Here is an 18,352-nt window from a genome sequence, read left to right on the forward strand (position 1 = left end):
TCAGCTTCCCGTTCTTTCTTCGGCGGGTGCATCCGCATCGCTCTTGCGAACATGCTGCGGATCCCGGGCGAAACGCAACGTGACGCGCGTGCCGCCTCCGTCGACAGCGGAGAAACTCATTTCCCCGCCATGTTCTTCGACGATTTTGTTAACGATGGCGAGCCCGAGGCCGGTGCCCTTGGCGCGCGTCGTCACGTAGGGTTCGAGGATGCGTTCGCGATCCTGCGGAAGGCCGATGCCATTGTCGCTCACCGAAACCGCCACCGCGTCCTCGTCCTCCACCACTTCGACACCTATGCGGCCCCGGTAATCGGGCTCCGCATGCGCAGTTCGGGCCTCGATGGCCTCGGCCGCGTTCTTGAGAATATTGGTCACTGCCTGGCCTAGCTGGTGCCGGTCGGCCTGGATCATCAGCGGACCCTCGACCTCGGTGGAAAGGCCGTAATTTACCTCAGGGTTGGCCACTTCCTGCAGGAACAGGGATTGGCGAATGAGGTCGAGCGCGTCTTCCGGGCGGAAGACCGGCTTAGGGAGGCGGGCGAAACTCGAGAATTCATCTACCATCTTTCGAAGGTCGCCGACCTGGCGCACAATCGTGCTCGTCAGTTCGTCGAACAGCTCGCCGTCCTGCTCGATCTGCTTGCGATAGCGACGCTTCAGGCGCTCGGTGGCAAGCTGGATCGGCGTGAGCGGATTCTTGATCTCGTGCGCGATCCGGCGCGCGACATCGGACCAGGCCGCCTGCCGCTGGTCGAGCAGCTGGCGCGTGATATCCTCGAAGGTGATCACATGCCCCTCCCCTTCGGGCACGATCTTGACAGCGAGGGTCATGAGTTCACCGTGCCGCGCGTGGCTGACCACGCCGCGATCCAGCCCCGCGACGACCATGGCGGTGATCTGCGGGGCCATCTCGTCGAGCGTAGCGGGCGGTGTGCTCCCCTGCCCGCCCTCCAGCAGCGTGTTCTGCGCGGGCGCGTTCATCAGGAGGACGCGGCGATCGCCATCGATTGTGATGACGCCCGCGCTGACCGATTCGAGGACGGCCTCGATGAAGCGGCGCCGATCTTCCAGTTCCGCATTGGCCGAAACGAGCGCATCGGTTTGTTTCTCGAGCTGGGCGGTCATGCGATTGAAGGCGCGGTTGAGCAGGCCGATTTCGTCCGCCCCGGTGCGCCCTTCGACGCGCATGCCGAAATTGCCGGCGCCGACCTTGCGGGCGGCCGCAACGAGATCGGTGAGCGGTTCGACCTGACGGTCCGCGAAACGCAGCGCAAACCAGACGGCAATGCCGACCAGCGCGAGACTGACGAAGAAGAGCGCGAGGTTGAACCGTAATTGGAGGGCCCGGGCGCGCGACGTCAGTTCTTCGTAAGCGCTGGAGATCGAACGGGCCCGCTCCCAACTGCGAAAACTCGCTCCTTCCGCGTTGCGCGCCGTGTAGAGGTAAATACCAGCTACCCGGTCGATCGGTGCGACGGCTTCGATCCGCTCGGGGCTTCCGCGCACTGCAACCTGCTCACCGCTGCGGAGCGCTGTCAGGCTTTCCTCGGTGAAGGCGACCGGGTCGCTGCCTTCGGAGATGTTGTACAGGACGGCCGTCCGCGCCGTACCGTCAGGCAGCGCCTGAAGAATGGCGCTTTCGACCACGTCGCGGGGCTGCGCCTGGTATTCATAGACCAACATGAATCCAGGATCGGTGATGGAGATGCGCTGCAGATTGGTACGCATGTCCATCGCCATGGAAATCGTCTCTTGCGCAAGGTCGAGCTGGTTGTCGTCGTAATAGCTTTCGGCCAGCGCATTGGCGTTTTCCATAAGCCCGCGCGAATTGTCGGAGAACCAGAAGTCGACGCCCGACTGGAACAGCACCGCAGCAAAGGCCGCGACCAGCAGGGTCGGCACGGCTGCGACCATCGAAAAGAAGAACACGAGGCGCACATGGAGCCGGGCCGTGCTTCCCGCAGCCCTGCGAAGGGCGAGCCGTCTTCCGGCAAGCACAAGCAGGGCCATGGCAGGAATGAGCGTGCCGATCAGGAGGACCGCAACTTGCCCACTCGGCAACAAGCGACCATCGGCCGGCGCGGCGGAGAAAGCCGCCCAGGTCATTCCAACCATTATCAGGAAGGCGATAATCGCGACGAGTTCGAGCAGGGTGAACAAATTCGCCCGGCGCGACGTCACGACGAACCTGCGCCACCAGCGCGGGATTCGGCGGGTCTGGGAAGCGGCCTGCGTCGCCATCGTGGCGCTCTTACATCGCCACTGTTGCAATTTTGCAAGTATAAAAGCGACGAATTGCTGTTTAGCCCCGCCGGACGAACTCTTCGGGCCGGATTTCAAGCTCTCCGAGCTTCTTCCTAAGCGTATTGCGGTTGATGCCGAGAAGTTGTGCCGCACGTAGCTGGTTGCCTTGGGTTTCGCGCAAGGCATGCTCGATCAGCGGCTTCTCGAAAACGGCAAGTGCCTCGCGATAGACCGTCCCGGTCGATGGCCGCGACGCGGCAAGCCATTCATCAAGCGCGGCTTCGATCGCCGAACCCTGACTCGCGTCCTGATCGGCTCTTCCTAAGGGGAGGATATCGGCAACCAGTTCGGCATCGATCAGCCCGTCACGCGCCATGAGCGCGAGCCGGAAGACCACGTTGCGCAATTCCCGGACATTTCCCCTCCATTCCTGCGCGGACAGCGCGGAAACCGCTGCATCGTCGACCCGATTCAGGGGCAAACCCTCGTCCCGCGCCTGCCCGAGAAAGTGGCGGGTCAGCGCGCCAATATCCTCGCGCCTCTCGCGCAAGGATGGCAGGTGGATCGGCACGACGTTGAGCCGGTAATAGAGGTCCTCGCGGAACCGCCCATCGGCAATCATGGGCGCGAGGTCGCGATTGGTCGCCGCGACGATCCGCACATCGACGGCAATCTCCTGTCGCCCGCCCACACGCCGGATGCGCCCGGACTGGAGCGCCCGAAGAAGCCGGGTCTGCGCTTCGGCCGGCATGTCGCCGATCTCGTCGAGGAAGAGCGTACCCCCATTGGCCTGCTCGAACTTTCCGATGGCCTGCGAATGCGCCCCGGTAAAGGCCCCGCGCTCGTGGCCGAACAGTTCGCTTTCGAGAAGGTCGTGCGGGATGGCGGCCATGTTGACCGCGACGAAGGGGCCCGTGCGGCGCGAACCGAGCTGGTGGATCGCCTCCGCGACCAGTTCCTTGCCCGTCCCGCTTTCGCCCGTGACAAGGACTGTCAGGTCGTTTCGCAGGACCCGCGTGATCATGCGATAGACATCCTGCATCGCGCGGCTGCGACCGATGAGGGGGAGGTCCCCGCCCTCGCCCGCCTCGTCTTCGGCAGACAGACGTGGGGAACGCGCCACCGCCTGCTTCACGGCCTGTGTCAATTCGTCGAGGTCGAAAGGTTTCGGGAAATACTCGAAGGCCTCGCTGTCGCTGGCCCTGACGGCCGTGTCGAGCGTGTTCTGCGCCGAGAGCACTATGACCGGCATGTCGGGCGCGGCGGCATGAACCGATGCAATTCCGTCGAGGCCGTCACCGTCTTCCAGCATGATGTCGGTCAGCATCACGTCAAAGCTGTCCTGCGCCAGCAAGGCGTCGCGCCGGGCGATGCTGGTGCAGTGATCCAGCGCAAAGCCCTCGTCACGCAGGGCCTCGGTGATGACGGTGGCTATGGCGCGGTCGTCCTCGACCAGCAGGACCTTGTGGCTCATGGCAGTTCCCCGTCTGCGACTGGCAGGTTGATGCGAAAATGGGTCAGTCCGGCGCGCTCGTCGCGTTCATGGGCGATGCGCCCTCCCATGTCGCGCAGGAGCTTCCGCACGAGGGCGAGGCCGAGGCCCTGCCCATGCGGCTTGCCCGAAACGAAGGGCTCGAACGCGTGATCGCGCAGTTCCGGAGGCAGGCCCGGCCCGGGATCGGTGACGGTGATCTCGATCGGGAGGCGCGTCGCCTTGCCGAAGCGGATGGCCGAGAAAACAAGCCCACTCACGAACCGCGTCCGCACGGCGACCCGCGCGTTCTCCACGAGCGAACACGCGTCGCAGGCGTTCGCAAGGAGATTGATCATCACCTGCTCGAGCGCGCCCTGGTCGGCCTCGACCGGAGGCAGGGAGGGATCGAACTCCTCGACCATTTCGCAGGCATCCTCGCGTCCCGCGCGGACCGTTGCCATGGCGTTGCGTATGGCTTCATGCAGATTGCAGGGCGCGGTCCTGATCGGTTTGCGACTTCCCAGCTGCTGCATCCGGTCGATCAACTGGGCGATCCGATCCACTTCGCCCTCTATCATGCGAGCCAGAGGCCGGTCCTTTTCGGTTACGCGGCGGGCGAGAAGCTGGCTCGCCCCGCGAATGGCCGACAGCGGATTCTTGATCTCATGGGCGAGCACCGCCGGGGCGCGGAGTTCGACGCGTTCTTCGTAGTCTCCGTTGTTCCCCTCCTGGCCGACTTCGGACAGCGTCACTACGCGCCAGCCCGGATGGGCGTGCATGGGGGAGCTGGTGAAATTGACCCGACGCGCTTTCTGACCAGCTTCGATGGCAATGCCGCGTGCGATCACCTGCGCATCGAAATTGCGGAGGCTGTCGCGCAGCCTGCCGTCGTCGATCCCGATGACATCCGCGAAATCCGCATCGATCAGGCGGCCTGCGCTGCGCCCCAGCAATTCCTCGGCCGCGGGATTGGCCTGCCGGATGCGATCGTCTTGATCGAGCAGGAGGACAGCGAAAATCAGCCCTGAGATCTGCGCATCGGCATCGGGCGCGCCCGGGCTGGCGCTCATGCGGCGCGCCTGCGCAGGAACGGCTCGTAGAAACGCTCCAATTCGCCAAGGACTTCACTGGTATCGTCGATGAAGTTCACGCGATTACGGAACTCGGCAGAGCCGTGCATTCCCTTGGTGTACCAGCCGAGGTGCTTGCGCGCGATTTTCACGCCAACCTGCTCGCCATAGAGTTCGAGCATATCACGGTAGTGCTCCACCACCACTTCGTACTGCTCGTCGAAGCTGGGACTTTCTAGCCGTTCTCCGGTGTGCCACCAGTGCATGACCTGCGCCAGCAACCACGGATTGCCATAGGCACCGCGCCCGATCATCAGCCCGTCCGCCCCCGACTGGTCGAGCGCCTTGGCCGCGTCGTCGATCGTGCAGATATCGCCGTTGACGATGACGGGGATATTGACGGCGTCCTTCACCTTGCGGACGAATTCCCAGTCGGCGCTGCCCTTGTACATCTGGTTGCGCGTGCGGCCGTGTACGGTGACCATCTTCACGCCCAGATCCTCGGCAATGCGCGCCAGTTCGGGGGCGTTGAGATCGGCATGGTCCCAGCCCATCCGCATCTTGACCGTCACAGGCACGTCCACCGCCCTGACGGTGGCTTCCATCAGCCTGGTCGCCAACGGGACTTCGCGCATCAGGGCAGAGCCGGCCAGCTGGCCGACGACCTTGCGCACCGGGCAGCCGAAATTGATGTCGATAATATCGGCGCCATTGCCCTGCTGGAGCTTGGCGGCCTCTGCCATGCTTGAGGGGTCGCAACCGACGAGCTGCATCGAAACCGGCTCTTCGATCGGGTCCCAGGCCGCCTTCTGGACCGACTGGCGCGTTTCACGGATTGCGGCTTCGCTCGCGATCATCTCGGTGACATTAAGGCCCGAGCCGTATTTGCGAACCAGCTTGCGGAACGGCAGATCGGTGACGCCCGTCATGGGCGCCAGGATGACCGGCGTATCGATAGCCACATTGCCGATATGGATCGGCTTCGGCGGGGCCGGCGGTTGGGTGATTGCGTTCATGAGTGCGGCTGTGCCTAAATATTGGGCAGGCACATAGTGCGTTGCAGCGAAAACCTCAAGCCGCTAGCGGCGCACTATAGCTATGCAGGACGAAAGCCCCCTTCTCTCCTTCGCCGCAATCGTGGTCGCCGCGGGCAAAGGGATGCGCGCGGACCAGCCCCTGCCCAAGCAATTCGCCATGTGGCGGGGCAAACAGGTGCTTCGGCATTCGGTCGAGGCCTTTCTGGAAGCGGGCGCCGATCCGCTGGTCGTCGTCATTCCCGAAGGCGGCGAGGACGCGACTTCGACGGCGCTCGAAGGCCTCAACGGGTGGCGCATGGTTGTGGGCGGAGACACCCGCCAGCAATCGGTCGCCAACGGGCTTGACGAGATTGAGGCAGCGGACCGAGTCTTGATCCACGATGCCGCGCGCCCCGACCTGCCTCGGGATGTCATAGCCAGGCTTCTCGAAGCGCTCGCCAACCACCCGGGCGCTATCCCCACCCTTCCCGTCGTGGACAGCCTCGCCATTGACGAGAGCGGCGTGATGGCCGGAAACGGGGAACGCGAGAAGTTGCGCCGCGTCCAGACCCCGCAAGCCTTCCGCTTCGACGACATCCTCGCGGCCCACCGCGCGTGGCAGGGCGAGCCCGATGCCGGAGACGACGCGCAGGTCCTTCGCGCAGGCGCCGGTGCTGTAGCCCTTGTCGAGGGAGACGAACGCTTGAAGAAACTCACTTTCGCGGAGGATTTCGTGTCCGACCTACCCCCCGTTCGCATCGGCAGCGGTTTCGACGTCCACAAACTCGCGGCAGGCGAGGAGCTCTGGCTGGGCGGCGTGAAGATCGATCACGACAAGGGCCTTGCCGGTCACAGCGATGCCGATGTCGCGCTCCACGCCATTGTCGATGCCCTTCTCGGCGCGATTGGCGACGGCGATATCGGCAGCCACTTCCCGCCCTCGGACCCGCAATGGAAGGGCGCAAGCAGCGACCGCTTCCTTGCCCATGCCGCCGATCTCGTGGCCAAAGCGGGTTATCGCACCGGCAATGTCGATCTCACCATTATCTGCGAAGCGCCCAAGATCGGGCCGCACCGCGAGGCCATGCGCGCGCGGATCGCCGAACTGCTCGGCGTTGACATCGGCGCCATATCGGTGAAGGCGACGACCACGGAACGGCTCGGCTTTACCGGACGCGGCGAAGGAATTGCCGCGCAGGCCGTCGCCACGGTGATCCGCGACTGACGCAATCGAGGTGGGCATGACGCTCGAAACTCTTCTTCCCGACGATATCGAGGATCTCGCGCGCCGCGTGATCGAGGCCAATATGGCCGAGGGCCGCAAGGTCGCCATCGCGGAAAGCTGCACGGGCGGCCTGGTATCGGCTGCGCTAACGGAAATCCCCGGATCGTCCGCCGTCTTCGACCGCGGCTTTGTCACCTATTCGAACGAAGCGAAAATGGAGACACTCGGCGTCCCGCTCGACATCATCGAGACCTTCGGCGCCGTATCGGTGGCCTGCGCCTGGGCGATGGCCAAGGGCGCGCTTGCCCGGAGCGAAGCGGATGTTGCCATTGCGATCAGCGGGGTGGCAGGCCCGACCGGCGGGACAAAATTGAAGCCCGTCGGCACAGTGGTCTTCGCTCGGGTGAAACGCGGCGACGAAGGCGAGCCCGAAGGCGAACTCAGAAAGTTCGACCCGACCTCGCGCGCCGATATCCGCCGGCAGGCAACGGTCTGCGCGCTCGAACTGCTGATGCCCTAGAGGTTGGCGGCGGCGTTTTCGCGGCCGTAAAGCTCGTCCGCGCGTTTCTCAAAAGCCTCGACCATCTTGCGGAAAGCGCGGTCGAAATACTGGCCGGCCAGCGCTTCGAACACACTCGATCGGAAGGTGAAATCGACGCAGAAGTCGATCTCGCACCCGCCGTCGGGCAGGCACCGGAAGTTCCAGTTGTTGTCGAGATCCTTGAGCGGCCCATCGACGTAGAACACCTCGAGATGCTCGGGCCGGTTCTTGACTACGCGCGAGGTGAATTTCTCGCGGATCGCCTTGAAGCCGACCAGCATGTCGGCGACCATCTCCGTTTCGTTGTCGCTGCGCACGCGGGTCGCAACGACCCACGGCAGGAACTTGGGATAATTGGTCACGTCCGCAACCAGATCGAACATCTGTTCGCAGCTGTAAGGAAGGCGCCGCGTCTCGCGAATGCCAGGCATCAGGCGGACTGCCTCGCGCGCTCCTTCGCGAGCCGCTCTTCGCGCGCGGCCTTCATCACGGCGAAATCGTCGCCCGCGTGATAGCTCGAACGGGTCAGCGGGCTCGAGGCGACCTGCAGGAAGCCTTTAGCGCGCGCGATCGAACCGTAAGCGGCAAAGGCCTTGGGCGTGACGAAATCTTCCACCTTGGCGTGTTTCGGCGTCGGCTGGAGATACTGGCCCATGGTGATGAAATCGACGTCCGCGCTGCGCATGTCGTCCATCACCTGATGCACTTCGAGGCGCTGTTCGCCGAGACCGAGCATAATGCCCGACTTGGTGAAGATAAGCGGGTCGTGATTTTTCACTTCCTCCAACAAGCGCAGCGAGGCGTAATAACGCGCGCCCGGACGGATCGTCGGATAAAGGCGCGGCACGGTTTCGAGGTTGTGGTTGTAAACGTCCGGACCGGCTTCGCAGATCTTTTCGACCGCCCCGCGCATCTTGCCGCGGAAATCGGGGGTGAGGATCTCGATCGTCGTGTCCGGGGTCTCGCGGCGAAGGGCCTTGATGACCTTCACGAACTGGTCCGCGCCGCCATCGGGCAGATCGTCGCGGTCCACCGACGTGATGACGATGTGGTTGAGGCCCATCTGTCCCGCCGCAATGGCGACATTCTCAGGCTCCATCGGATCGACGATGCGCGGCATGCCGGTCTTAACGTTGCAGAAAGCACAGGCGCGGGTGCAAACATCGCCGAGGATCATCACCGTGGCGTGCTTCTTGTCCCAGCATTCGCCGATGTTCGGACAGGCCGCTTCCTCGCACACGGTGTTGAGCGACAGGTCGCGCATCAGCTTGCGCGTCTCGTGATAGCCCTTGCTGACCGGCGCCTTGACGCGGATCCAGTCGGGCTTGCGCTGCTTCTTCGGCTGTTCGCCCTCGGGCTTCGGTGTGGAGGAAAGATCGTTCATCGCGCCGCCCATCTAGGCGCGAAGCCGGTTTGCCGCAACCTTGCATAGCTATGTGCATGAAGGACGATTCGAGGGCTTGCCTCGCCCAAGGTTTCGGGGCAGCAGCACGAGCCATGAAGACATTCGAACAGATGATCGACGGCTATCGCAATTTCCGCGCCACTGAATGGCATAAAGAGCGGGCGCAGTGGCAGCAGCTTGCCGAGGGTCAATCGCCTCAGGTCATGGTCATTTCCTGTTCGGACAGCCGCGTCGATCCGGCGCAAATCCTCGATGTCGCGCCGGGCGAAATCTTCGTCGTCCGCAACGTCGCGGCGCTTGTCCCGCCCTTCGAGACCACGCCCGGTCGCCACGGGGTTTCGGCTGCGGTCGAATTCGCGGTGCAGTTCCTCAAGGTGCGCGAAATTGTGGTCATGGGCCACGGCCTGTGTGGCGGGTGCCAGGCGGCGTTGACGCAGGATTTGCACGGCAACGAGATCGGCCAGGGGGGCTTTGTCGCGCACTGGGTCGATATGCTGGACGAGGCGCGCGAACCGATCGCCGCGAAATACGGGACTTCGGGTCGCGAGGCGGAACTGGCAATGGAACTGGAAGCGGTGAAGGTCAGCCTCACCAACCTCATGACCTTCCCCTATGTTTCTGACAAGGTGGCGAGCGGCGATCTGGCACTACGCGGCGCGCATTTCGCCATTTCCGATGGCATCCTGCGCCTGCTCGACCGCGACAGCGGCGAGTTCTCTCCGGCGGAGTGACTTGCGCTTGCAGCCCGCTCCGCCCATGTGAGCGCGCATGTCTGACAAAGAACTGAAGAACATCGCCCTGCTGATCGACGCGGACAACACCACTCCGCGCGGGATCGACCCGGTGCTGACCGTCATGGCCGAACTGGGCCAGGTCAATATCAAGCGGGCCTACGGCAATTTCACCAAGAAGAACCTCCAGGGCTGGGACAAGTACAGCCACAAGTTCGGCATCCTGCCCTACCAGCAGTTCGACATGACGACCGGCAAGAACGCCACCGACATGGCCATGACGATCGACGCGATCGACCTGCTCTACCAGGGCAAGGTGGACGGCTTCGGCATCATGAGCTCGGACAGCGATTTCACGCCCTTGGCAACGCGTCTTCGGCAAGACGGCCTCATCGTTTACGGCTTCGGCAGCAAGAGCAAGACGCCGGACGCCTTCAAGAGTGCCTGCACCCGTTTCATCGACATCGATGCCCTGATCGCGGGCGCGGCCGATGAGCCGGCGCCTTCGAAGTCGCAGGGCAAGGCGGAAAAATCCACGGTTGACGACGACCTCGTCGAATTGCTCGGCACTGCCTGGAAGGCTGCCAATCGTGACGAGGACGGCTACGCCCAGATGGGCGAGGTCGGCAGCCTGGCGGGCAACCGGTCCAGCTTCGACGTACGCAACTACGGCTTCAAACGCCTTTCGGACCTGTTTCAGGCTATGGACCAGTTCAAGGTCGAACGGCGGGACAACGGGCTCTACGTCAAACGCCTGCGCTAGACAGCAAAACGGCGCGGATCCGCTTAGGACCCGCGCCGCTTTAAGTGGCTAAACCCTATTGGATTACATGCCGCTCTTCTGGGCGGCGTAAATGGCCCAGAGGTTGGCGATGTCCTGACGAGCGCCCTCGACCTTGCCAAAGGTTTCGATGGCTTCGGCATACTTGCCCTGGTCATACTGGGCGATGCCGAGACGGGTGAGAACCATCGGAGTCTCGACGCCGCTCATGCCGAGCGCCTTGGTGTAGAACTCTTCGGCTTCGGTCGGCTGGTCGTAGCTGAGGAAGGTGTCGCCAGCTACTACCAAGGTCTTGAGCGAAGCATTGCTTGCACGCGCATCCGCGGCAAGACTAGCAAGTTCCTTGCGATCGGTGTCCACTCGGCCAGCAGCCTCCTTGCGCGTTTCGGCGAGGAAGGGATCGCTTCCGTCCGCTACGCCCTTGGCAATGCCTTCATCGATCGCAGCGAGGACCTCACCAGGATAACGCCTGGCGTCGAGCACTTCGACATACTCCGACAGCACACGCGCGTCGTTGTATGCGCCAGTCCGGCGTGAGAGCCGCAGGAGATCGAGCACTTCAGGGTTCGCGTAGCTGTTGGCGTTAAGCGTGATGATTACCGCATCGCCCCAGGTTACATCGGTCGGGTAGTTTTCAGCCAGCAGCGCGACATACTCCACTGACTGGCGGTTGAGGTTGTTTTCGTAAGCTTGGGAAAGACCGGAGCGGATCAAACTTTCGGGTACCGGCTGACCGGCGGCTTTCAGCGCTTCGATCTGGCTCGAAATGTAGGACAGACCTTCCGCGTATTGTCCCTGATCGAAATATAGATCGGCGATCATGCGCTGCATGTCAGCGGCAGCGATAGTACGTTGGCTGCCGTCACTCATCTGCGCAGTGAAGGCATAGTTCGATTTGATAGCGCCCTCGAGCACTTCGCGCGCGCCGGCAATATTTCCGGCATCTTTGTACGCCTGATAGGCGGCAAAACTAAGCTGGCCACCCAAGTCGGAATCGACCTTGCCGCTGGAAAGCATCATTTCGATACCCTTCAGACGCAGGTCGGCGTCGCTCGATGAGTTGGCAAGGTTGAATATCAGGCCGCCCGCAGCGCGTTTCTCGTCAGCGCTCTTGACGGTCGCTTCGAGTGCAGGAACCAAAGCCTTAGCAGCCGCGTAATCGGGCGCTTCAGCCTTCAAAGCTTGGTCGAGTGGGGAATAGGCGGCCATGAACTCCTTGGAGTATTCGGGCTTGGCTTCCTTTTCCTTGTCCTGCTTGGCGAAGGCAGGAGCCTCGAGTGCGGACACACCGAGCGCGCCGGTGGCGGCAAGCACAAGCGCCATGGCAATAGAAGAACCGGGGCGCGAAGCCTTGTTGATGCGGGTGAAGATCATTCGTGAACTCCCAAGAGTGGATTAGGGGAACAGAGCGCCACGCAGGGCGACTTTTTATACCATAGGTGCGGCCCTTGCCGCGTCTGCGCTCTCATTGCAAACTGTCTAAGCGAAACGCGCTGAACAGCGATTGAATACCGCCTCGTCCCACCGTTCAGGGTTACATGCGGTCCGGTCGATACCCATATGTGGAAAAAGCGCGCAGGTTGCGGCTTTGGTTCCCTCCATCGGTGGCGCTGCAAGGGCAATTCGCCTAGGCTCACCGGCCTGAATACCTGTCAGAAACAGCATATGGATTACCCGAGTTTTGGCTGACGACATCGACACGATCGATACCCCCGTTCCGGGCGGCGAAGAACATACCCGCATCGACATCGTCGAGGAGATGAAGACGAGCTATCTCGATTACGCAATGAGCGTGATCGTGAGCCGTGCGCTGCCCGATGTGCGCGATGGCCTTAAGCCGGTGCACCGCCGTATCCTGTATGCCAGCAACGAAGGCGGTTTCGTCGCGGGGCGTCCGTTCCGCAAGAGCGCCAAGATCGTCGGCGACGTGATGGGTAACTACCACCCGCATGGCGACGCTGCGATCTACGACGCGCTTGCCCGAATGACGCAGAACTGGTCTCTGCGGGTTCCCCTGATCGACGGTCAGGGTAACTTTGGTTCGATGGACCCCGATCCGCCGGCCTCCATGCGTTACACCGAGGCGCGTCTCGCCCGCGTTGCCAACTCGCTTCTCGACGATCTCGACAAGGATACGGTCGATTTTGCGGACAACTACGACGGATCGCGCCGCGAACCGACGGTCCTTCCGGCACGTTTCCCGAACCTCTTGGTCAACGGCGCAGGCGGCATCGCGGTCGGCATGGCCACGAACATACCGCCGCACAATCTGGGCGAGGTGATCGACGGCTGCTTCGCCTATATGGACAACCCGGCGATTACGAACGAGGAACTGTTCGAGATCATCCCGGGCCCCGATTTCCCGACCGCACCGCTCATCCTCGGCAAGACCGGCGCCCGCGCCGCCTACACCACCGGGCGAGGTTCGATCCTGCAGCGCGCGCGCCACGAGATTGAAGAGAGACGCGGCGATCGCAAGTCCATCGTCCTCACATCCATTCCCTTCCAGGTCGGTAAAAGCGGGCTTGTCGAGAAAATTGCCGAAGCGGCGAAGGACAAGCGGATCGAGGGCATCTCGGATATTCGCGACGAATCGAGCCGTCAGGGCGTTCGCGTGGTCGTCGACCTCAAGCGCGATGCCTCGGCCGAAGTCGTGCTCAACCAGATCTGGCGCTACACCCCTGCCCAGTCGAGCTTCCCGGCCAATATGCTCGCCATCAGCGGCGGCCGTCCGGAAGTCCTGACGCTGCGCGAGTTCATCCAGGCCTTCATCACTTTCCGCGAGGAAGTGATCACCCGCCGCACCAAGTACGAACTGAACAAAGCGCGCGACCGGGCGCACATCTTGCTTGGCCTCGTCGTTGCGGTCTCGAACCTTGACGAGGTGGTGGCGATGATCCGCAGCGCGCCGACCCCGGCGGAAGCGCGCGCTCGGCTGCTCGCCAAGGAATGGCCGATCGGCGATATCGCGCAATATATCGCGCTGGTCGAAGCCATCGAACCGAGCGACGAGCAGACCGGCGGCACCTATCGCCTGTCGGAACGTCAGGTGAAGGCCATCCTCGACCTGCGCCTGCATCGCCTGACCGCGCTCGGCCGCGACGAGATCGGTGACGAACTCAAGCTACTTTCGCTCTCGATCGAGGAATATCTCTCGATCCTCGCTGACCGCGTGAAGCTTTACGGTGTCATGCGCGGCGAGCTGGAAGAGATCCGCGCCGCCTATGCCACGCCGCGAGTATCTGAAATTGCGCCGGCCTGGGACGGGATCGACGATGAAGACCTGATCGAGCGCGAGGAAATGGTCGTGACCGTGACCCACGGTGGCTACATCAAGCGCACCCCGCTCGATACCTTCCGCGCGCAGGCCCGCGGCGGCAAGGGCCGCAGCGGCATGGCGACAAAGGACGAAGATGCCGTCGTAGAACTGTTTGTAACTTCGACACACAACCCTGTGCTTTTCTTCACGAATACCGGCCGCGTCTATCGCATGAAGGTGTGGAAGCTGCCCGAAGGCGGACCGCAAACCAAGGGTCGCCCAATGGTAAACCTGCTGCCCTTGGGCGACGACGAACGCGTGACCAACGTGCTCGCCCTCCCCGAGGACGAGGCCGAGTGGGCCAAGCTCAACATCGTCTTTGCCACCGAGCAGGGCATGGTTCGCCGCAACTCGATGGACGCATTCACCAATGTGCCCAGCAACGGCAAATACGCCATGGGCTTCGTGGAAGACAGCGGCGACCGGCTTATCGGCGTCGAATTGCTGACCGAGGACCAGGAGATTTTCCTAGCCTCGGATTCGGGCAAGGCGATCCGCTTCTCCGCCACCGATGCGCGCGAAACCAAGAGCCGCACCGGTATCGGCGTGCGGGGCATGAAGCTCAAGGAAGGCCAGAAGGTCGTCTCGATGGCCGTACTCGATGCGGGCGAACGCGACACCGAGGTACGCGAGGCTTATCTGCGCGCAGCCGAATGGAAGAACAACGAGAACGATTATACGCTTGATGCCGAAAAGGTCGAGGAAATGGCCGAGGCGGAGGAGTTCATCCTCACCCTCACCTCGCGCGGTTACGGCAAGATCTCCTCGGCCTATGAATACCGCACCATCGGTCGCGGCGGCATGGGCCTGACCAACATCGGCGAGCCGAGCAGCAACCCCGACCGCAACGGGACGGTGGTCGCCAGCTTCCCGGTCAAGCACGGTTCACAACTGATGCTGGTCACCGACCAAGCGAAGCTGATCCGCCTGCCGATAAATTTCCGCTACCTTCTCGAAAACGGTTTCGAGAACCACGAAGGTTACTCGATTTCTGGCCGCGGGTCCTCGGGCGTTCGTATCTTCAACGTGGCGAAGGGCGAGCAGATCGTCGGTGCCGCACTGATCGACGAAACCGAAGAACCGGAAAACCAGGCCGAGGAACTGGTGCAGGACGAGATTGCCGCTCGCGGCGGCCTCAATAAGACCGAGCCCTACACCACGGCGCATTCCGATAAGAACATCGAGGACGAGCCGGGGGGCTGATAGCCTCCCGGTAACAGTTCAGACCTTGCCCTTGCGCAAGGTCTGAACAACGCCGGTCGCAATCAGGAACTGGCCGCCGTAATAGAGCGGCCAGACCAGCCATTCGGCCATGCCGCGAGACATGTGCCCTGCCTCTCGAGCGAAGATGACGAGGTCGCTCACCACGAACAGCACAGCGCCCACTCCGACGCGGTAGCGCGGGAAGCGGCTCGTCCAGGCTGCGCCTGCCATGGCGCCCACAATGGCGGCATAGAGAGCCGCGAGAATCCAGTTGTCGAGCGGATAGGTTAGCATGCCCGCAAGAACCGGCGTCAGCACGAGCAGCGCGAGCCCGGCTCCTAGCTGGCTACTTGTCGGATCGGCCCGGCGATTGGTCATATAAAGCCAGATCGCGACCATGTGGCCCACGGCGAAGATCGCTCCGCCGGCAAGGAAGCTGAATTCCAGCACCACATCGGCCAGCGCTCCGAGCGTCATAATGATCGTGATCAGAGCTCCGTCCCGCCCCCTACCCCGATGCGCGGCGTAGATGGCGAGGAAGGCAACGCCAGCCCCTTTCCACAGGGCCAGCCAGCTGCCGCCTACTTTTCCGTCCATCACGAAGAAATAGGTGATGCCGAACAACAGGCTCAGCAGGAGGTAGGGCCGGTGATCGATAAGGGCGCGTTTTGGCATCTTCGCGTCTATTCCCTTGATAGGGGCCGGGTGCAAGCACTAGGTGGCGCGCGATATGACACACGACATCCACATCATCGGCGGCGGTCTCGCGGGAAGCGAAGCGGCCTGGCAGCTCGCGCGGCGGGGCTTCAAGGTGCGCCTGTCCGAAATGCGCGGCAGCGGCGAGATGACACCAGCCCATCAGACCGATGGCCTTGCCGAACTCGTATGTTCGAACAGCTTCCGTTCGGACGATAGCGACAAGAACGCGGTCGGACTGCTGCACCACGAAATGCGCCGCCTGGATAGTCTGGTTATGCGCGCCGGTGAAGTCGCGCGCGTTCCGGCGGGAAGCGCCATGGCGGTCGACCGCGATGTCTTCTCCGCCGAGGTTCAGCGCACGCTCGACGAACATCCCAACGTCACCGTCGTGCGCGAGCAGGTCGATGCCCTCCCCGCATCCGGCCCGACCATCGTCGCGACCGGCCCCCTGACTGCGCAGTCGCTGGCCGAAAGCATCGTGAAGTCGACCGGGCAGGACCGCCTCGCCTTCTTCGACGCCATCGCTCCCATCATCCACCGCGACAGCATCGACATGTCGAAGTGCTGGATCCAGAGCCGCTGGAACAAGCGGACCGAAGCCTCGAACGAAGACGGCGATTACATCAACTGCCCCATGACCAAGAAGCAGTATCTCGCCTTCCACCAAGGCCTGATGGACGGAGAGAAGACCGAATTCCGCGAATGGGAAGCCGACACACCCTATTTCGATGGCTGCATGCCGATCGAGGTCATGGCCGCGCGCGGTGTCGAAACGCTACGCTACGGTCCGATGAAAGGTGTCGGGCTCGACAACCCCTACGACACGAGCGAGGAGCATCCGCAGGGACGCTGGCCCTACGCCGTGGTCCAGCTGCGCCAGGACAACAAGCTCGGCACGCTGTGGAACATGGTCGGCTTCCAGACCAAGCTCAAATACGGCGCGCAGATCGAGCTGTTCCGCACCATCCCGGGCCTGGAGAACGCCGAATTTGCACGCCTTGGCGGCCTGCATCGCAACACTTTCATCAATTCGCCGCTCGTGCTCGACCGCCAGTTGCGCCTGCGCGGGGGCGAGCATATCCGCTTCGCCGGCCAGATCACCGGTTGCGAAGGCTATGTCGAAAGTTCCGCTGTGGGGCTGATGGCGGGCATGATGGCGGCGAGCGAGCTTGCGGGCCACGACTGGTCCCCTCCGCCGCGTACCACCGCCTTCGGGGCGCTGCTCTCGCATATCACGGGCGATGCGGAGGCTGACACCTTCCAGCCGATGAATGTCAATTTCGGCCTCTTCCCGCCACTTCACGAGGTAAAGAAGAAGCAGCGCAAGGAAGCCTATACCTCGCGCGCCAAGATCGAGTTCGGGGAATGGTTGGCTACTCTCGAGGCCATACCGGCGTAATCAGCAGGCGCAGCGGCGTTTCTTCCTTGGCTTGGGTGCGGTGGTCGCGAACTCGCCGGGCGACAATTCACGGTCGCCATTCGCATCGGCACCCTCGAACTTATTCACAGTGTTCACGGCCCATTCCTCGAACGTGAGGAGGTTATTGCCGTCCTTGTCGAGCTTGCGAAAAGCATCGGAGCGGCTTGAGAGCATCTCGCTGCGCGTGATGCGCCAGTCGCGATTGCGGTCATACCGGAAAAAGCGGCTTTGCTCCTTCGTCAGCTCGCTTGCTTCGGGCGGCGCGGGGCCTTCCATGTCGCCCGGGTCGGTGATCGGCAGCTTGTCGGGGTCGAAGGGTTCGGGCGCGAAGGCCATCGGATCTGGAGGCGGTGCCGCCGCTTCGACCTCGGCCCTCCCCTGCCACCAGAATAGCCCCACGCCGAGCAGGGTCAGCGTCACGAACGAACCGATCACAAAGGCTTTCACTGGCAGTGCTCCCCTCCTGCGTGAGAAGCCTACCTAGCCTAAGTCCCGAAAATTCCAAGCCTTAGCGCGACAAGGGGGCTGAACCGGTCCCCGAACATGGCCTTGCCTCCGCGCTGCAGGGCGCGCCGGGCGAGGCCGCCAATCATTGCGAGCGGACGCAGACTTCTGGGCAGGCGCGGGAGTGGGCGGATGGACCCGGACGACGGCAATCCGAAGGCCGCGAGGTCGGCGCGGGCCCATGCGCTTGCATGCGCTGCAGCGTCGGAAGCGCTGGCGGTTTCCCCCGAACTCACCGCTATCTGCGAAAACACCGCTTCCCGCCCGGCAGCGAACCCGACGGCAGCCGCACCCGAAGGTGGCAAATCTCCTATGAGCTCCTCCCAACCGTCGATCAGACGGATTAGGGCAGAACGGTCATCGCCCCACTCCCGCAAGAGCGAGGCGAGCAAGGGATCGGGCGGCATCTGAGCCTCGGCGGGCCGCTCGCGCGAGAGCTCGTCGCGCCACCAAGCGAGGCGGATCTGCGAAAGCGCCGGTTCGCTCGCCGTCAGGCATATGCGCCCGAGCCGCGCGTCGAGCCGGAGCGCACTTTCGAGCAACCCACGCAAGCGCGGCGAAGCGGATGCCAGCACCAGACCGGCCCATTCGGGAAGCTCGTTATCGACGGTATCGTTCACGCAGGCGGCTTCGGGACCGCGCCGGTTGCTGTCAAGCACCGACCGGCCCGAGCGCCACCTAAACGGCCTCTTAACCACTCTTGGTACATGAATGGAAAGG

At 63.0% G+C, this 18,352-nt stretch carries 16 protein-coding genes; 6 read left to right on the top strand and 10 right to left on the bottom strand.

Going from position 1 to position 18,352, the window contains the following annotated elements; all coding sequences use genetic code 11:
- The 4 genes from ED21_RS01955 to dusB form a co-directional block, all read right to left on the bottom strand.
- Window positions 1-2,241 (bottom strand): ATP-binding protein, encoded by a 2,241-nt coding sequence (locus tag ED21_RS01955; protein WP_006832136.1) that lies wholly within the window; start codon window positions 2,239-2,241, stop codon window positions 1-3.
- Window positions 2,242-2,302: 61 nt separating this feature from the next.
- Window positions 2,303-3,718 carry a sigma-54 dependent transcriptional regulator gene (locus tag ED21_RS01960; RefSeq protein WP_006832137.1) on the bottom strand — a complete coding sequence of 472 codons (1,416 nt, stop codon included), beginning with the start codon at window positions 3,716-3,718 and terminating at the stop codon, window positions 2,303-2,305.
- Window positions 3,715-4,788, bottom strand: a complete 1,074-nt coding sequence (locus ED21_RS01965; protein ID WP_006832138.1) for a nitrogen regulation protein NR(II) — start codon at window positions 4,786-4,788, stop codon at window positions 3,715-3,717. Before ED21_RS01965 ends, ED21_RS01960 begins: the two co-directional genes overlap by 4 nt.
- Window positions 4,785-5,804, bottom strand: coding sequence for a tRNA dihydrouridine synthase DusB (gene dusB, locus ED21_RS01970; protein WP_006832139.1), 1,020 nt, complete (start codon window positions 5,802-5,804; stop codon window positions 4,785-4,787). Before dusB ends, ED21_RS01965 begins: the two co-directional genes overlap by 4 nt.
- A gap of 82 nt (window positions 5,805-5,886) precedes the next feature.
- On the opposite strand from dusB, the gene ED21_RS01975 reads away from it, so the two are divergent.
- Both ED21_RS01975 and ED21_RS01980 read left to right on the top strand, forming a co-directional pair.
- Complete coding sequence (locus ED21_RS01975; RefSeq protein WP_006832140.1) at window positions 5,887-7,029, top strand: bifunctional 2-C-methyl-D-erythritol 4-phosphate cytidylyltransferase/2-C-methyl-D-erythritol 2,4-cyclodiphosphate synthase; 1,143 nt, start codon at window positions 5,887-5,889, stop codon at window positions 7,027-7,029.
- Between the two features lie 16 nt (window positions 7,030-7,045).
- The gene (locus ED21_RS01980; protein WP_034920975.1) at window positions 7,046-7,549 is read left to right on the top strand and encodes a CinA family protein; all 504 of its coding nucleotides are present in this window, start codon (window positions 7,046-7,048) and stop codon (window positions 7,547-7,549) included.
- Here the strand turns inward: ED21_RS01980 and ED21_RS01985 are convergent.
- Window positions 7,546-8,001 (bottom strand): type II toxin-antitoxin system RatA family toxin, encoded by a 456-nt coding sequence (locus ED21_RS01985; RefSeq protein WP_034920977.1) that lies wholly within the window; start codon window positions 7,999-8,001, stop codon window positions 7,546-7,548. The genes ED21_RS01980 and ED21_RS01985 overlap by 4 nt on opposite strands.
- Window positions 8,001-8,954 (bottom strand): lipoyl synthase, encoded by a 954-nt coding sequence (gene lipA / locus ED21_RS01990; protein ID WP_034921205.1) that lies wholly within the window; start codon window positions 8,952-8,954, stop codon window positions 8,001-8,003. The genes ED21_RS01985 and lipA overlap by 1 nt, the downstream gene beginning before the upstream one ends.
- Before the next feature lie 113 nt (window positions 8,955-9,067).
- Between lipA and ED21_RS01995 the strand changes: the two genes are divergently transcribed.
- Both ED21_RS01995 and ED21_RS02000 read left to right on the top strand, forming a co-directional pair.
- Window positions 9,068-9,706 carry a carbonic anhydrase gene (locus ED21_RS01995; protein WP_006832144.1) on the top strand — a complete coding sequence of 213 codons (639 nt, stop codon included), beginning with the start codon at window positions 9,068-9,070 and terminating at the stop codon, window positions 9,704-9,706.
- Between the two features lie 37 nt (window positions 9,707-9,743).
- Window positions 9,744-10,469, top strand: coding sequence for an NYN domain-containing protein (locus ED21_RS02000; protein WP_006832145.1), 726 nt, complete (start codon window positions 9,744-9,746; stop codon window positions 10,467-10,469).
- 63 nt (window positions 10,470-10,532) lie between these two features.
- Here ED21_RS02000 and ED21_RS02005 read toward each other — a convergent pair whose 3' ends face one another.
- On the bottom strand, window positions 10,533-11,861 hold the full coding sequence (locus ED21_RS02005) for a hypothetical protein (protein WP_006832146.1): 1,329 nt from the start codon (window positions 11,859-11,861) through the stop codon (window positions 10,533-10,535).
- A 307-nt stretch (window positions 11,862-12,168) separates the two neighbouring features.
- On the opposite strand from ED21_RS02005, the gene gyrA reads away from it, so the two are divergent.
- Window positions 12,169-15,009: a DNA gyrase subunit A gene (gene gyrA / locus ED21_RS02010; RefSeq protein WP_006832147.1), complete on the top strand. Its 2,841-nt coding sequence runs from the start codon at window positions 12,169-12,171 to the stop codon at window positions 15,007-15,009.
- An 18-nt stretch (window positions 15,010-15,027) separates the two neighbouring features.
- On the opposite strand, the gene ED21_RS02015 is transcribed toward gyrA, so the two are convergent.
- On the bottom strand, window positions 15,028-15,684 hold the full coding sequence (locus tag ED21_RS02015) for a lysoplasmalogenase (RefSeq protein ID WP_006832148.1): 657 nt from the start codon (window positions 15,682-15,684) through the stop codon (window positions 15,028-15,030).
- Between the two features lie 55 nt (window positions 15,685-15,739).
- On the opposite strand from ED21_RS02015, the gene trmFO reads away from it, so the two are divergent.
- Window positions 15,740-17,107 (top strand): methylenetetrahydrofolate--tRNA-(uracil(54)-C(5))-methyltransferase (FADH(2)-oxidizing) TrmFO, encoded by a 1,368-nt coding sequence (trmFO, locus tag ED21_RS02020; RefSeq protein WP_034921208.1) that lies wholly within the window; start codon window positions 15,740-15,742, stop codon window positions 17,105-17,107.
- On the opposite strand, the gene ED21_RS02025 is transcribed toward trmFO, so the two are convergent.
- The gene (locus tag ED21_RS02025; protein WP_006832150.1) at window positions 17,108-17,575 is read right to left on the bottom strand and encodes a hypothetical protein; all 468 of its coding nucleotides are present in this window, start codon (window positions 17,573-17,575) and stop codon (window positions 17,108-17,110) included. It abuts the gene before it with no gap.
- Window positions 17,576-17,613: 38 nt separating this feature from the next.
- Window positions 17,614-18,291 (bottom strand): hypothetical protein, encoded by a 678-nt coding sequence (locus tag ED21_RS14585; RefSeq protein ID WP_006832151.1) that lies wholly within the window; start codon window positions 18,289-18,291, stop codon window positions 17,614-17,616.
- Window positions 18,292-18,352 lie beyond the last annotated feature (61 nt).

Source organism: Erythrobacter sp. SD-21 (genome assembly GCF_000181515.1).
Lineage (GTDB): Bacteria > Pseudomonadota > Alphaproteobacteria > Sphingomonadales > Sphingomonadaceae > Qipengyuania.

Coding starts and splice junctions, on each gene's coding strand:
- ED21_RS02005 (WP_006832146.1), bottom strand. CDS start 11,861: ATGATCTTCACCCGCATCAACAAGGCTTCGCGCCCCGGTTCTTCTATT.
- ED21_RS01980 (WP_034920975.1), top strand. CDS start 7,046: ATGACGCTCGAAACTCTTCTTCCCGACGATATCGAGGATCTCGCGCGC.
- lipA (WP_034921205.1), bottom strand. CDS start 8,954: ATGAACGATCTTTCCTCCACACCGAAGCCCGAGGGCGAACAGCCGAAG.
- ED21_RS01960 (WP_006832137.1), bottom strand. CDS start 3,718: ATGAGCCACAAGGTCCTGCTGGTCGAGGACGACCGCGCCATAGCCACC.
- ED21_RS01965 (WP_006832138.1), bottom strand. CDS start 4,788: ATGAGCGCCAGCCCGGGCGCGCCCGATGCCGATGCGCAGATCTCAGGG.
- ED21_RS02000 (WP_006832145.1), top strand. CDS start 9,744: ATGTCTGACAAAGAACTGAAGAACATCGCCCTGCTGATCGACGCGGAC.
- ED21_RS01985 (WP_034920977.1), bottom strand. CDS start 8,001: ATGCCTGGCATTCGCGAGACGCGGCGCCTTCCTTACAGCTGCGAACAG.
- trmFO (WP_034921208.1), top strand. CDS start 15,740: ATGACACACGACATCCACATCATCGGCGGCGGTCTCGCGGGAAGCGAA.
- dusB (WP_006832139.1), bottom strand. CDS start 5,804: ATGAACGCAATCACCCAACCGCCGGCCCCGCCGAAGCCGATCCATATC.
- ED21_RS01995 (WP_006832144.1), top strand. CDS start 9,068: ATGAAGACATTCGAACAGATGATCGACGGCTATCGCAATTTCCGCGCC.
- ED21_RS01975 (WP_006832140.1), top strand. CDS start 5,887: ATGCAGGACGAAAGCCCCCTTCTCTCCTTCGCCGCAATCGTGGTCGCC.
- ED21_RS01955 (WP_006832136.1), bottom strand. CDS start 2,241: ATGGCGACGCAGGCCGCTTCCCAGACCCGCCGAATCCCGCGCTGGTGG.
- ED21_RS02015 (WP_006832148.1), bottom strand. CDS start 15,684: ATGCCAAAACGCGCCCTTATCGATCACCGGCCCTACCTCCTGCTGAGC.